At 70.0% G+C, this 14,291-nt stretch carries 7 protein-coding genes and 1 pseudogene; 5 read left to right on the forward strand and 3 right to left on the reverse strand.

Features of this window, described 5'->3' with window-relative positions; translation table 11 throughout:
• Positions 1 to 48: 48 nt before the first annotated feature.
• Positions 49 to 1,416 (reverse strand): MFS transporter, encoded by a 1,368-nt coding sequence (locus BM013_RS15000; protein ID WP_093128343.1) that lies wholly within the window; start codon positions 1,414 to 1,416, stop codon positions 49 to 51.
• 155 nt (positions 1,417 to 1,571) lie between these two features.
• On the opposite strand from BM013_RS15000, the gene BM013_RS15005 reads away from it, so the two are divergent.
• Positions 1,572 to 2,474 (forward strand): LysR substrate-binding domain-containing protein, encoded by a 903-nt coding sequence (locus BM013_RS15005; RefSeq protein ID WP_093128345.1) that lies wholly within the window; start codon positions 1,572 to 1,574, stop codon positions 2,472 to 2,474.
• A 3-nt stretch (positions 2,475 to 2,477) separates the two neighbouring features.
• Here BM013_RS15005 and BM013_RS15010 read toward each other — a convergent pair whose 3' ends face one another.
• Positions 2,478 to 3,131: a glutathione S-transferase gene (locus BM013_RS15010; RefSeq protein ID WP_093128716.1), complete on the reverse strand. Its 654-nt coding sequence runs from the start codon at positions 3,129 to 3,131 to the stop codon at positions 2,478 to 2,480.
• 125 nt (positions 3,132 to 3,256) lie between these two features.
• Here BM013_RS15010 and BM013_RS15015 point away from each other — a divergent pair, with 125 nt between their 5' ends.
• Together BM013_RS15015 and BM013_RS15020 are read left to right on the forward strand one after the other, a co-directional pair.
• A complete protein-coding gene (locus BM013_RS15015) occupies positions 3,257 to 4,150 on the forward strand; it encodes a helix-turn-helix domain-containing protein (RefSeq protein ID WP_093128347.1) in 894 nt (297 codons plus the stop codon).
• A gap of 57 nt (positions 4,151 to 4,207) precedes the next feature.
• Positions 4,208 to 5,104 carry an SDR family oxidoreductase gene (locus BM013_RS15020; RefSeq protein WP_093128348.1) on the forward strand — a complete coding sequence of 299 codons (897 nt, stop codon included), beginning with the start codon at positions 4,208 to 4,210 and terminating at the stop codon, positions 5,102 to 5,104.
• Between the two features lie 27 nt (positions 5,105 to 5,131).
• Here BM013_RS15020 and cysC read toward each other — a convergent pair.
• Positions 5,132 to 5,659: pseudogene (gene cysC, locus BM013_RS15025) on the reverse strand (adenylyl-sulfate kinase); the annotation flags it as partial.
• 177 nt (positions 5,660 to 5,836) lie between these two features.
• On the opposite strand from cysC, the gene BM013_RS15030 reads away from it, so the two are divergent.
• On the forward strand, positions 5,837 to 6,721 hold the full coding sequence (locus BM013_RS15030) for a sulfotransferase family protein (protein WP_093128351.1): 885 nt from the start codon (positions 5,837 to 5,839) through the stop codon (positions 6,719 to 6,721).
• A complete protein-coding gene (locus tag BM013_RS42140; RefSeq protein ID WP_093128353.1) occupies positions 6,718 to 14,289 on the forward strand; it encodes an Ig-like domain-containing protein in 7,572 nt (2,523 codons plus the stop codon). The genes BM013_RS15030 and BM013_RS42140 overlap by 4 nt, the downstream gene beginning before the upstream one ends.
• The last annotated feature ends 2 nt before the right edge of the window (positions 14,290 to 14,291 follow it).

Below are 14,291 nucleotides of genomic sequence, written 5' to 3' on the forward strand. Positions count from 1 at the left end.
TGGGGTTCCTGTGCTTTGAAATGAAGAGAGCTTCGGGGCTTCGGGCGATCAGGCCGCGGCGTGCGCGCCCGCCGCGTCGATGTCGCGGCCGGTGTGGTCGCGCAGCCAGAGCAGGCCGAGCAGCGAGACCAGCGTCATCGCCACCAGGTACCACGCCGGTGCCAGCTTGCTGCCCGTGGCGTTCAGCAGCCAGGTGCTGATGAAGGGCGCGAAGCCGCCGAACAGGGCCACGCCCACGCTGTACACCAGCGACATGCCGCTGGCGCGCACGGCCTTGGGAAACATCTCGGGCAGCATCGTGATGCCGGGCACCGTCTGCGCCACCAGGCCCACGCTGAACACGCCGAGCACGGTGAACAGCACCGCCGGCGTGGGCGAGGCGTTGAGCCACAGGAAGCCCGGATAGATCATCACGGCCAGCGCGATGCGGCTCCAGAGAATGAGCGGCTTGCGGCCCACCGTGTCCGACAGCTTGCCCACGAAGGGCGCGAAGGCGAACGAGATGAGGCCCGTGAGCGCCGCGCCGAACAGCGCCACCGACGGCGTGAAGCCCAGCTCGCGCACGGCGTAGGTCGGCATGTAGAAGGTCACCACGTACGCGGCCGTGGTGCCGCCCACCAGCGAAAGAATGGCGGCCAGCACCGTCTTGCCGTGCTGCGTGCAGACGATCTTCAGGCTGCTTTCGCGCGGCGCGGCGGCCTGCTCCGGCGAGATGTGCAGCGACTCTTCCAGGTGGCGGCGGATGTACATGCCCACCGGCGCAATCAGCATGCCCAGGATGAACGGCACGCGCCAGCCCCAGCTCAGCATGGCCTCGGGCGAGAGCGAGGAAGTCAGCACGCCCACCACCACCGCGCCCAGCAGCACGCCCAGGCCCTGGCTGGCGAACTGCCAGCTTGCCATGTAGCCGCGGTTGGTGGGCGTGGCGTGCTCCACCAGCAGCGTAGTGGACGCACCCACTTCACCGCCGGCCGAAAAGCCCTGGATGAGCCGCGCCAGCACGATGACGATGGGCGCCGCCACGCCGATGGCCGCATACGTGGGCGTGAAGGCGATCAGCGCGCAGCCCAGCGCCATCAGGAAGATGGTGAGCGTCATGGCCTTCTTGCGGCCCGCGCGGTCGGCGTAGGCGCCGATCACGATGCCGCCCAGCGGCCGCATGATGAAACCCACGCCGAAGCTGGCCACCGTCAGCAGCAGCTGGCCATAAGAGTTGAAGGTCGGAAAGAACAGTTTGCCGATCACCAGCGCCAGGAAGCCGTACACCGTGAAATCGAAGAACTCCAGGCCGTTGCCGATGGTGGTGGCAACGATGGTCTGGCGCCGCCGCGCAGGGGAGGAGGCAGAGGAGGCAGAGGAGGTAGACGAGGCCGACGGGACCGATGAAGGCGAAGGCTGGTGGCTAGGAATGCTCATGTCTTTCCAGTTGTGCTTTTCGAGGGGGCGGCAGGCAAAAGGTTCGGCCTGACCGCGCCGGATGCTAGAGACTCCGTACTGTCATGAAAAGACAATAATTGGGGCAAAACGATAACTTTTTGTTGTCTTGAGGTCTACCCTATGAAGCGCATCCGATGAAACCCAACCAGCTGCACGCCTTCGTGGCGGTGGTCGAGCAGATGAGCATCCGCGCCGCGGCGCGCGTGCTGGGGCTGTCGCAGCCGGCGGTGACCAAGATCGTGCGCGAGCTCGAGCGTGAAGTGGGTGCGCCGCTGGTGGAGCGCAGCGTGAAGGGCGTGCGGCTCACCGAGTTCGGCAAGGTCTTCGCGCCGCGCGCGCGGCTGCTGCTGGCCGACATGCAGCGCGCCCGCGACGAGATCGCGCAGATCCGCGACGGCGCCACCGGGTCGGTGTCGATGGCCGTGAGCGCCTCGTTCGCGCTCACCGTGCTGCCCGCGGCCTTCAAGGACTTCCACACGCGCCTGCCCGCGGTCGACGTGCAGTTCAGCGAGGCGGTGCTGCCGTGGATGCTGGCGCGGCTGCGCGACGGCTACCTCGACTTCGCGGTGGCGCACGTGGTGCCGGGCACGCTCGACGCGCAGTTCGAGGCGCTCGAGCTGTTCCCGGTGCAGCTGGTGGTGGGCATGCGCAACCGCCATCCGCTGCGCGGGGCGCGCTCGCTGCTCGACCTCTACGGCGCCGAATGGATCCTGCCGGGCGACGACCACCGGGGGCGCGAGTCGGTGGCGCCGCTGTTCACGCCGCTGGGGCTGCCGCCGCCGTCGCGCATCATCCAGGGCCAGTCGGTCACGGTGGCGCTCGGGCTGGTGGGGCACATGGACCTGATCGGGCTGTTCGTCGAGCCGCTGGTCAAGCTCACCTTCAAGCGGCACGGCATCCGCCGCGTGGAGGTCGAGGAGCGCCTGCCGATGCTCAACGTGTGCGTGGTGCGCCGGCGCGGGCAGCTGACGACGCCGGCGGCGCAGCACTTCATCGAGTGCATCCAGCGGGCCTCCGCAATGGCGATGAACGCCTGACGCTCAGGCCGGCGGAAAGTCGATGCCGGCCTCGCCGCTCTTCCAGGGCGCGTACTTGTGCATGGCGCGCTCGAACAACGCCGACGAGGTCCAGCCCGCGAGCCAGGCTTGCAGGCGCGGCCATGGCTGGCTGTCGAACCACGCGGCATCGACCATCGCGAACTGGCGCACGAAGGGCATCAGCGCGGCGTCGGCCAGCGTGGCGTGGCCGCCGGCGAGGTGGGCCGATGCCGAGAGCCTGGCTTCGAGGCCGCGCAGGAACTGCGCACCGCGCTCGCGCGCGGGCTCGCCGCCGTCGGCATGGCGCTCGGGGTACTTGTAGCGGTCGAGCTGGCGCTTGAAGTCGTCGTCGCACGCGGCGATCAGCGCGCGCATGTCCTCCAGCGTGCCGGTGGCGGGTTGCAGCCAGCGCTGCGGGTCGCTGCGCTGCAGTGCCCAAAGCATCAGGTCGAGGCTCTGCTCCAGCACCGTGCCGTCTTCGGTCAGCAGCACCGGCACCGTGCCCTTGGGCGAGGCCGCGAGCATCTCGGCCGGCTTGTTCTTCAACGCCACTTCGCGCAGCTCGCAGGCCTGGCCGCTCGCGACCAGCGCGAGCCGGGCGCGCATCGCGTAGGGGCAGCGGCGGAACGAATAGAGGACGGGGAGCGCGGTGGGCATGCGGGGAACGAGGCAGAACAGGCGGAACAGGCGGAACAGGCGGAACAGGAAACAGGCGGAGCGGCCGATTTTCGGCGACGGCGCCGCACTCGCGCCGCTGCGGGTTTTTCCCCACAATCCCCGCCATGGGCGAACGCCTCTTCCTCCGGCTCGACGACGACCCCTTGCACGGGCCGGAATCGGGCGTGCCCGCCGGCGCGCTGCGTGCGTTCCCGGTGGGCGCGGCCTTGCGCGGCCACATCGCGCACATCCTGCTGTACCGCGAGAACTTCGCCGAAGGCCATGAGGTGCTCGAACGCGTGGTGCCCGACGGCGCGGTGCGGCTGGTGTTCAACCTCGGCGACGCGCCGTCGGCCAACGGCAACGAAGGGCAGGCGGTGCAAGCCATCGGCGCATCGGCCACGCCGGTCGTTCTGCGCATGCGCCGGAAGGTCGAAGGGCTCTCGGTCACCTTGCGCACCGGCGCCGCGGCGGCATTGCTGGGGGTGCCGGCCGGCGAGATCGGCGAGAGTGGCGGGATCCTCGGCAGCGCGCTGCACCTCGATGCCTTGTGGCACGGGGAGGGCGCCTTGCTGCTCGAACGCATGGCCGGGGCGCGCAGCGATGCGGCGCGGGTCGCGTTGCTGCACACCGTGCTGCAGCAGCGGCTCCAGGGCCGGGAGGCCGCAGGCAACGCAGCAGCTGCTGCCACGCACGCCGCGCAGCTCATCGCCTCGTCCGGCGGGCGCCGGCCGCTGCGCGAGGTGGCGGCGGCCATCGGTGTCGGCGAGCGGCGGCTGCAGCAGCTCTTTCATGCCCATGTCGGCCTCTCGCCGCGCGCCTGGAGCCGGCTCGCGCGCATGCATGGCTGCCTGCGCGCGCTGCGACGCCAACCGTCGCCCGCCTGGGCCGATGTGGCGTTCGAGGGCGGCTTCTACGACCAGTCGCACCTGGTCAACGAGTTCCGCGCGCTGTGCGGCGTCACGCCGACCGAGTTCATGGGGCGCGCGATTGCGGGTTCTTCCAAGACGGCGGGCTGAGGGCGGACTATCTTCGGCCGCTCCCAGCAACATCGGATCGAAGGAGCGACGAAGAAGATGCAGAACGAAACGAAGAGCCGCGCGCTGAAGGACTGCGTGGCCGTGGTCACCGGCGCGAGCCGCGGCGCGGGGCGCGGCATGGCGCTGGAACTGGGCGCGGCGGGCGCCACCGTGTACGTCACCGGCCGCAGCACGCGCGCGCAGCCCGCCGGCAGCTATGGGCAACTGCTGTCGCTGTCGGGCATGGACGCCGTGCCCGGCAGCATCGACGACACCGCCGACGAGGTCACGCGCCAGGGCGGGCGCGGCATTGCGGTGCGGTGCGACCACACGCAGGAAGACGAGGTGGCCGCGCTGTTCGCCCGTGTGGCGCATGAGGCCGGCCACATCGACCTGCTCGTGAACAATGCCTGGGGCGGGCACGAGAGCTTCAACGGCGTGTTCGACGCGCCGTTCTGGGAGCACCCGCTTGCCAACTGGGACGCCATGTTCGACCGCGGCGTGCGCAACCACCTGCTGGCCGGGCGTTGCGCCGCGCCGCTGATGGTGCGGCAGAAGAAGGGGCTGATGGTCACCACCACCTTCTGGGACCGCGGCCACTACCTGCGCGGCAACCTGTTCTACGACCTGGCCAAGGCCTCGATGACGCGGCTGGCCTTCGGCATGGCGCAGGAACTGAAGCCGCACGGCGTGGCGTCGGTGGCGGTGTCGCCGGGCTGGATGCGCACCGAGTTCGTGCTGGCCGGCCACCAGGCCGACGAGGCGCACTGGCAGGAGCGCCCGGCGCTCGCGCGCACCGAATCGCCGCGCTACCTGGGGCGGGCCGTGGCCGCGCTGGCGGGGGACGCGAACGTGATGAGCAAGACCGGCGAGGTGCTGCGCGTGGCCGACCTGGCGCGTGAATACGGCTTCACCGACATCGACGGAAGGCGCGTCGAGGCCTTCGAGATGTAACCGGGCCAGCGCACGCCCGGCGTCGCTTCAGTCCGGCAGGCCCAGCCGTTGAAGGACCCGCGCGGCGCACGCCGGCGCACCCAGGTCCACCGTCGAAAGCCGCAGCTCGGGTGCTTCCGGCGGCTGGTACGCGCTGTCGATGCCGGTGAAGTTCTTCAACTCGCCCCGGCGTGCCTTCGCGTAGAGGCCCTTGGTGTCGCGCCGCTCGCACTCCGCCAGCGGCGCGTCGACGAAGACTTCGAGGAATTCGCCCTCGGCGAACAGCCCGCGCGCGAGGCGGCGCTGCGCCCGGTAGGGGGAAATGACCGCTACCAGCACGATCAGCCCCGCATCGGCCATCAACTTCGCGACCTCTCCGACCCGGCGCACGTTCTCGATGCGATCGGCCTCGGAAAACCCCAGATCCGCGTTGAGTCCGGTGCGCAGCCGGTCGCCGTCGAGCACGCAGCTGTGCAGCCCCTGCGCGTTCAGCCGATCGTGGAGCAGGCCGGCAATGGTCGATTTGCCCGCGCCGGACAGGCCGGTCAGCCAGACGCAACGCACCGCAGACGACTTCCCAGGCGATTTGTTAAAAAACATGGACGAATGGTAAGGCTTTGCAGTAATCTATTAACTTTTACTTACATCCCCTGACCAAGTTGGGCCTTGAAAGCCCCAGGGCGCACAACAACGGGATGAGACAAGCGGTTTCTGCCTGCTGTAGCGACGTGCAGTGAGCGCTGTGCAGTCAACATGAACAACAAGATCCATTTCATCTCGGGCATGCCACGCTCGGGTTCCACGCTGCTGTCCGCCATCCTGCGGCAGAACCCCCGCTTCCATGCAGGCATGACCAGCCCGGTCGGCGCCTTCGTCAACAGCCTGCTCGACCAGGTCAGCGCCGGCTCCGAGTTCGGCCCCGTGGTGACCACCGCGCAGCGCCAGCGCCTGCTGCGCGGCCTCTTCGCCAGCTACTACGCCGACAAGCCCGAAGGCAGCGTCGTCTTCGACACCAACCGCGTCTGGTCGGCCAGGCTGCCCGCCGTGCGCGACCTGTTCCCCGACGCCAAGGTGATCGCCTGCGTGCGCAACGTGGCGTGGGTCATGGACAGCATCGAGCGGCTGTACCGCGCCAACCCCTACGAGAACACCCGGCTGTTCAACGACGCCATCGAGCGCAACACGGTCTACAGCCGCGTGGAAACGCTGTCGCAGCGCAACCGGCTGGTCGGCTTTGCCTGGACGGCGATCAAGGAAGCCTTCTACAGCGAGCAGGCCGGCGCCTTGCTGGTGGTCGACTACGACCTGCTGGCCAACGCGCCCGACAAGGTGCTGCCGCTGGTCTACCAGTTCATCGGCGAGCCCTGGTTCGAGGGGCACGACTTCCGCAACCTGGCGTTCGACGCGCCCGAATTCGACTCCGCGCTCGGCGTGGCCGGGCTGCACAAGGTGCGCCCCGAGGTCTCGCTGAAACCGCGCCGCACCGTGCTGCCGCCCGACCTTTTCGCGCAGTACACGAACATGAATTTCTGGCAGGACGGCGCCAACAGCCGCGCCAGCGTGATCACCGCCCGACCCGCCGACGCATCCACCGATGCCCAGGCGCCCCCACAGGCCAAGCAGGACAACAACGCATGAACCGCATTTTCAGCACCCTCTGGAACGAGATCACGCAGTCCTTCGTGGCCGTGGGCGAGCACACCTCGCGCAAGGGCAAGCGATCGGGCAACAGCGCCGACGCCGCCGCCGCCAGCCCCGCCGCCATGCCGCGCGCCGGCAAGGTCCACATGATGGCGCTGGAGCCGCGCATCATGTTCGACGGCGCCGCCGTCGCCACCGCGGTGGCCAACGACCCGGCGGCCGCGCATGCCGCCGACACGGCGCTGGCGCCGGCGGCACACCCCGCCGTGGCCCCGGTCGACGCACCGGCGGCCGTGGCGCCGCGCGAAACGCAGGCCCCCGCAGCCGCACCGGTGGCACCCACCGTCGCGCCCGTCAAGAGCGCCGGCACCGATACCGTGCCCGCACCCGCTGCAGCCGCCGATGCCAGCCGCACCGTGGCGGCCAGCGTCGCCCCGTCGACCCTGGCGGCCACCCCCGCGCACGACGTCGTCTTCGTCGACAGCCGCGTGGAAGACAGCGCCGAGCTGCTCAAGGGCATCTCGCCCGACGCCGAGGTGGTCTACCTCTCGGCCAATGCCGACGGCGTGAAGCAGATGGCCGACTACCTGAGCGCCCACCCCGGCGCCAGCGCGGTGCACGTGCTGGCCCACGGCTACGAGGGCAACCTCTGGCTGGGCACCACCTTCATCGACAACAGCACGGTGCAGGCGCACAGCGCCGACTTCGCCCGCATCGGCCAGGGCATCGTGGCCGGCGGCGACATCCTGCTGTACAGCTGCAACACCGGTGCCGGCGAAGACGGCGCGCAACTGCTCGGCCAACTGGCCGGCCTGACCGGCGCCGACATCGCGGCGTCGAGCAACCGCACCGGCGCGGGCGGCGACTGGGTGCTCGAAGTGACCACCGGCCGCATCGAAGCAGCCTCGCCGTTCGCGCAGGCGTCGCTGCAGGCGTACGACCACAGCCTGGCGCAGCTGACGGTGACCACCAACCTCGACAGCGGCGCGGACGGGAATATCGCCGCGAACTATGCAGCCGATATGGCGGACGGCGGTGGCCTGTCGTTGCGCGAGGCGATTCATTGGGCGGCCGCAAACGACACCATCGTGTTCAATGCCGGCATGACCATCACGCTGGTCAACGGCGAACTGCTCGTCGACAAGAACCTGTCGATCGACGGCGCCCCGGGCGGTGGCAGCACGCCGCTTGTCACCATCGACGGCAACAACCAGTCCCGGGTGCTCAACATCGCGGCAAACAGCGTGGTGGCCCTCAATGGGTTGACCATCAAGAACGGCTTCCTCACGGGCGCCGGTGGAGATCGTCAGCAAGGTGCCGGCGGCGACGGCAAAGATGCCCTCGGCGCAGGCATCTACAACGCGGGCACTCTCACCATCACGAACAGCGCTGTCACGAATAACAAGGCCGCCGGCGGCGGCGGTGCGGGCGGCAATCTTTTCAACGGTCCTGCCAACGGTGCCGGCGGTGGTGGCGGCGGATTCGGGAGCACCTTCGGCGGCGCTGGGGGCAGCAACTTCGGAGACTACGTTCAAGCTGGTCCTTCGGCCGGCACAGGCGGCAGGGGCGCAGGCTACTTTTTGAACGGCAACTTCCTGGGCGGCGCGGGTGGCAACACCAGCGGCGGTGCGGCTGGCACCGGCGCAGGTTACGCCGGGGGCGGTGCGGGGGGCACTGCGAACGGCGGCGCCGGCTTGTCGATCGGCGGCGGCGGCGGCGGCGTGGGCTACGACGCTGCCGGCGGCCGAGGAGGCAACGCCGTGGGCGGCATCTACAACGCCGGCACCGGCACGCTCACCATTGCGGCAAGCACTCTTTCCAACAACATCGGTGCCGGGGGCGGGGGCGGGGGCGGGGCTGATCCAGCCAGCCTAAGCAATGCTGCTGGCGGGGCTGGCGGCATGGGTGTCGGCGGAATCTGGTCTGCGAGCAGTGCCGCCGTGAGACTGGACGCCAGCACTTCCAGCTCGCTGACCGCAGGAAACAACGTGGGCGGCGGCGGCGTTGGCGGCCTGGGCGGTGGCAACGGCCAGGCCGCACCCAGCGGAACGGCAGCTCAGGGCAGCCTGGGTACGACCACGACGTTCACGCCGTCCACGATCACGGGTGCCGCGTACGACGCCGCCGCCGGCGTGCTGACCGTCACGGGCACTGGCATGCCCAACGGCGCCATCGTCGATGGAAGCAAGTTCTCGTTGACGGGCCAAGGCGGCTCGTACACGCTGACTGGCGGGGTTGCAACTGCGATCAGCGGCAACGCCTTCACGATCACGCTGAGCGCGGCCGACAAGCTCGCCATCAACGGCATCTTCAACAAGAACGGCACCGCAGCCGTCGACACCACCACCTTCAACGTCGCAGCGGGCCTGGGTTGGGAGCCAACGCTCGGCGTGCTGCCCGACCGCTTGAGCAATGGCGTGACGGTCTCCAACGTCACCGCACCGACGATCACCTCGGCCACCTACGACGCCACCACGCACGTGCTGACCGTGACCGGCACCGGTCTGGTCCAGACCCTGGGCGCCACCAACGACATCACCGTCAGCAAGCTCACTTTCACCGGTGAAGGCGGCGCGACCTACACGCTGTCGACCACGTCGAACGTCGAGATCAGCAGCGGCACCGGCTTCAGCGTGACACTGAGCGGGGCCGACATCGCGGGCGTCGCCGCGCTGTTCAACAAGAACGGCACCACGTCGGGCAACAACACGACGTACAACATCGCCGCGGCCGACGACTGGAACAGCACCGTCACCGGCGGCGACATTGCCGACACCGCCAACAACGGCATCACGGTGTCGAACCTGCCACCCGTCATCACCAGCGCCACCTACGACGCGAGCACGGGCATCCTGACGGTCACGGGCAGCAACATGACCACCGGCGACACCATCGACGTGTCGAAGCTCTCGTTGACCGGCCAGGGCGGCAGCTACACGCTGACCAGCGCCAACGTGACGGCGAGCAGCGGGACCACGTTCCAGGTGAACTTGAACGCGACCGACAAGCTCGCCATCAACGGCATCCTGAATCAGAACGGCACCTCGGCCGTCGACACCACCACCTTCAACCTGAACGCGGCCGCCAGCTGGGACGCCAGCCGGACGACGGCCGCCGACGTGGCCGGCAACGGCGTGACGGTGTCCAACGTCACCGCGCCCACCATCACGTCGGCCACCTACGACGCCGGCACGCACGTGCTGACGGTCACCGGCACGGGGCTTGTCAAGACCGTGGGCGCCACCAACGACATCACCGTCAGCAAGCTGACCTTCACCGGTGAAGGCGGCGCGACCTACACGCTGTCGACCACGTCGAACGTCGAGATCACCAGCGGCACCAGCTTCAGCGTGACGCTCAGCGGCGCCGACATCGCGGGCGTCGCCGTATTGTTCAACCGCAACGGCGTCGCTTCGACCGGCGGCGCAGGCTACAGCCTCGGTGCCTCCGACGACTGGAACAGCGCCGTCACGGGCGGCAACATCGCCGACACGGGCAACGTGGTCACGGTCAGCAACGTGCCCGTGCCCATCATTGCCAGCGCCACCTACGACGCCGTCACCGGCACGGTGGTCGTCACCGGCACGGGCTTTGCGCACCTGAGCGGCGCCGGCAACGACATCGTCGCCAACAAGTTCACCTTCACCGGCGAAGGCAGTGCCACCTACACGCTGAGCGACACCGCCAACGTGGAGATCACCTCCGCCACGTCGTTCACGCTGGTGCTGAGCGCCAACGACCGCGCGATGCTGAACCAGATCGCCAACAAGAACGGCACGGACTCGACCGACACCACCGCCTACAACCTGTCGGCCGCCGAGGACTGGGCCGCGGGCGCGGACGCGGTCGTCGTGGTGGCGGACACGACAGGCAACGGCGTCACCGTGAGCAACGTCGCGATGCCCTCCATCACCAGCGCCACCTACGACGCGGGCACCGGCGTGCTCGTGGTCACGGGCACCGGCTTCACGCATGCGGCGGGGGGAGCGAACGACATCATCGCCAGCAAGCTGACGCTGACGGGGCAAGGGGGCGCGACCTACACGCTGACCGATACCGCGAACGTCGAGATCACCTCGGGCACCGGCTTCACCCTGCAGCTCAGCCTCACGGACGCCGCGGGCCTGGCCGCGCTGATGAACAAGGCCGGCGCCAGCTCCACGGGCGGCACGGCCTACAACCTGTCGGCCGCGGAAGACTGGGCGCCGGGCGCGGACGTCGCCCTGGTGATCGCCGACACGACCAACGGCGTAACCGTGTCCAACGTGGACACCACGCCGCCGACCGTGAACTCGGTCACCGCGGGCGCTGGCAACGGCGCGCACAAGGCCGGCGACGTCATCGACATCCAGGTCAACTTCAGCGAGAACGTCTACGTCACGGGCACGCCGCAGATCACGCTGGAAACGGGCGCCACCGACCGGGTCGTCAACTACCTGGGCGGCAGCGGCACCGGCACGCTGACGTTCCGCTACACGGTGCAAGCCGGCGACACCAGCGCCGACCTCGACTACCTTTCCACCACCGCGCTGGCGCTGAATGGCGGCAGCATTCGCGACCTGACCGGCAACGATGCCGCTCTGGCCCTGGCCTCGCCGGGCGCGGCCGGTTCGCTTGGCGCCAACCAGGCGATCGTGATCGACACGCAGGCGCCCACGCTGAGCATCAGCAGCGACGTCTCGCTGCTGAAGGCCGGCCAGACGGCCACCATCACTTTCACGTTCAGCGAAGACCCGGGCGCGAGCTTCGTCGACGGCGACATCGTGGTGAGCGGCGGCGTGCTCGGTGCCCTCACCGGAACCGGACTGACCCGCACCGCCATCTTCACGCCAGCGGCAGGCACGGCGGCGGGCTTGTCTAGCATCGCCGTGATGGCCGGGGCCTATGCCGATGCCGCAGGCAACGCCGGCGCGTCCGGCATCGCGCCGTCGATCAGCATCGACACGCTGCCCCCGACGCTGACCATCAGCAGCGACGTCAGCGCCGTCAAGGCCGGCCAGACGGCCACCATCACCTTCACGTTCAGCGAAGACCCGGGCGCGAGCTTCATCGACAGCGACATCGTGGTGAGCGGCGGCGCGCTCGGTGCCCTCACCGGAACCGGACTGACCCGCACCGCCACCTTCACGCCAAGCGCGAACCTGAACGCCGGCGCGGCCAGCATCACCGTGGCGCCCGGCAGCTACACGGACGCAGCGGGCAACGGCGGCGGCGCGGGCACCGCGCCATCGATCGCCATCGATACGCTGCCGCCCACCGTCACGATCGTGGTGGACCGCACCAGCCTGTCGGCCACCCAGACCGCGACAGTGACCTTCACCTTCTCCGAAGCGGTGTCGGGTTTCACGCTCGGCGACGTGCTCACGGACAGCGGCCAGCTGTCGGGGCTCGCCACCAGCGACAACAGGGTCTTCACCGCCACCCTGACCCCGACGGCCGGCGTGACCCACAGCGGCAACACAGTGCGCGTGGACGCCGGCGGCGTCGCGGACCAGGCCGGCAACGCGGGCGTGGGCGTGGTGTCGTCGAACACCTATGACGTCGACAGCACGCCGCCCGCGCTGGCCATCACCAGCGACGTGAGCACGGTGAAGGCCGGCCAGACGGCCATCGTCACCTTCACCTTCAGCGAAGACCCCGGCGCCAGCTTCACCGCGGGCAACATCGCCGTGGCGGGCGGCACGCTCAGCGGCCTCACGACCACCGGCGCCGTGCGCACGGCCATCTTCACGCCGATCGCCGGCGTGGCCGCCGGCACGGCGAGCATCACCGTCGCGGCCGGCAGCTACACCGACGCAGCCGGCAACGCCGGCGGTGCCGGCGCCGCGCCATCCATCGCCATCGACACGCTGCCGCCCACGCTGGCCATCACCAGCGACGCCGGTGCCTTGAAGATCGGCGAGACCGCGACCATCACCTTCAGCTTCAGCGAAAACCCCGGTGCCAGCTTCACGGCGGGCGACGTGGTCGTCAGCGGCGGCACGCTCGGCGCCATCACCGGCACCGGCCTGACGCGCACCGCCATCTTCACGCCGACGGCGGGCCTGGCGACAGGCTCGGCGAGCATCACCGTGGCGGCCGGCGCCTATGCCGATGCCGCGGGCAACGACGGCGCGGCCGGCACCACGCCGGCCATCGCCATCGACACGCAGGGACCCACGGCCACCATCGTGCTGGCCGACGCGGCCCTGGCCGCGGGCGAGACCACGAAGGTGACCATCACCTTCTCGGAAGCCGTGAGCGGCTTCAGCAACGCCGACCTCACGGTGGCCAACGGCACGCTGTCGGCGGTGAGCAGCACCGACGGCGGCATCACCTGGAGCGCGACCTTCACGCCCACGGCCGGCCTCGACGCCGCCGCCAACGCGATCCGGCTGAACCTGGCCGGCGTGACCGACGCGGCGGGCAATGTCGGCGCGGGCACCGCGCTGTCGGCCAACTACGTGCTCGACGTGACCGCGCCGACGGCCACCGGCCTGAGCTTCGAAGCGGGCAGCGGCAGCGGCGCGAGCTACCTCGTGCATTTCTCGGAGCCGGTCGACGGCCTGAGCAGCGCCGACTTCGCGTTGCGCACCGGCGGCCAGGCGCGCGGCAGCATCACGGGCGTGACCCGCGTCGATGCGCTCACCTGGCGCGTGAGCGTCGGCGACATCACCGGCGAAGGCACGCTGCAGCTCGACCTGCGCCCGGGCGCGCGCACGGTGGCCGACGTGGCCGGCAACGCGATGACGCAGGGCTTCGACGGCGAGGAGCGCAAGTTCGGCGCGGCAACGCCCAGCGTGTCGACGCTCGCGCCGGTCATCGACACCTCGCTGGGCGCGCCGCTGTTCGGCGAGCGCAAGGCGCACGAGCCGGTGGCGGCGGTGCCTTTCGAAGCCGGCACGCTGAGCGTGGGCTCCTCGCTCGATGCATGGCGCCACGACGAGCGCGCCACCTCGCTGCTGGTGCCGGTGTCCGCCGCGGCACCGCTCACCATCGACCACCTCCTGCGCCTGAACGCGCTGGGCACGGTGGATTACGACGCGTCGCCGCTGGTGCGCAACCTCTCGGGCCTCGTGCGCTTCCCCGACAGCGGCGCGCAGGGCCTGACGGCCGTGCCCGACTCGGGCTCGCATGCGTTGCGCGTGGGCCGCGGCTTCTCGTTCAACCTGCCGGACGGCACCTTCGTCTCGGGCGACCCGGGCGCGATCGTCAGCGTCGAGGCGCGCCAGCTCAGCGGTGCGCCGCTGCCGGCGTGGATGCGCTTCGACCCCGTCAGCGGCGTGATCTCCGGCGAACCGCCGGCGGGCGCCAAGGGGGTGGTGAAGATCGCGGTGATCGCCACCGACAACCTCGGCCACCGGGTCAGCACCGTGGTCGAGTTCAACTTCGATGCGGCCGCGCCGGCACCCGCGCCGGCCCCGACGCCCGCCGGGCGCCATGCCGCCGGCCGCGCCAGCCTGGACGACCAGTTCGCCCGCTTCGGCAAGCACGCGCAAGACCTTCACGGCGCGGCGCTGCTGGGCCGCCTGAGCCCGGCGGCCGCCGAGCGCGACGGCGTGCAGGCACCGGCTGAAATTTCGTGAAC

This window comes from Variovorax sp. OK605 (assembly GCF_900115445.1).
Lineage (GTDB): Bacteria > Pseudomonadota > Gammaproteobacteria > Burkholderiales > Burkholderiaceae_C > Variovorax.

Coding starts and splice junctions, on each gene's coding strand:
- BM013_RS15030 (WP_093128351.1), top strand. CDS start 5,837: ATGAACAACAAGATCCATTTCATCTCGGGCATGCCACGCTCGGGTTCC.
- BM013_RS15000 (WP_093128343.1), bottom strand. CDS start 1,416: ATGAGCATTCCTAGCCACCAGCCTTCGCCTTCATCGGTCCCGTCGGCC.
- BM013_RS15010 (WP_093128716.1), bottom strand. CDS start 3,131: ATGCCCACCGCGCTCCCCGTCCTCTATTCGTTCCGCCGCTGCCCCTAC.
- BM013_RS42140 (WP_093128353.1), top strand. CDS start 6,718: ATGAACCGCATTTTCAGCACCCTCTGGAACGAGATCACGCAGTCCTTC.
- BM013_RS15015 (WP_093128347.1), top strand. CDS start 3,257: ATGGGCGAACGCCTCTTCCTCCGGCTCGACGACGACCCCTTGCACGGG.
- BM013_RS15020 (WP_093128348.1), top strand. CDS start 4,208: ATGCAGAACGAAACGAAGAGCCGCGCGCTGAAGGACTGCGTGGCCGTG.
- BM013_RS15005 (WP_093128345.1), top strand. CDS start 1,572: ATGAAACCCAACCAGCTGCACGCCTTCGTGGCGGTGGTCGAGCAGATG.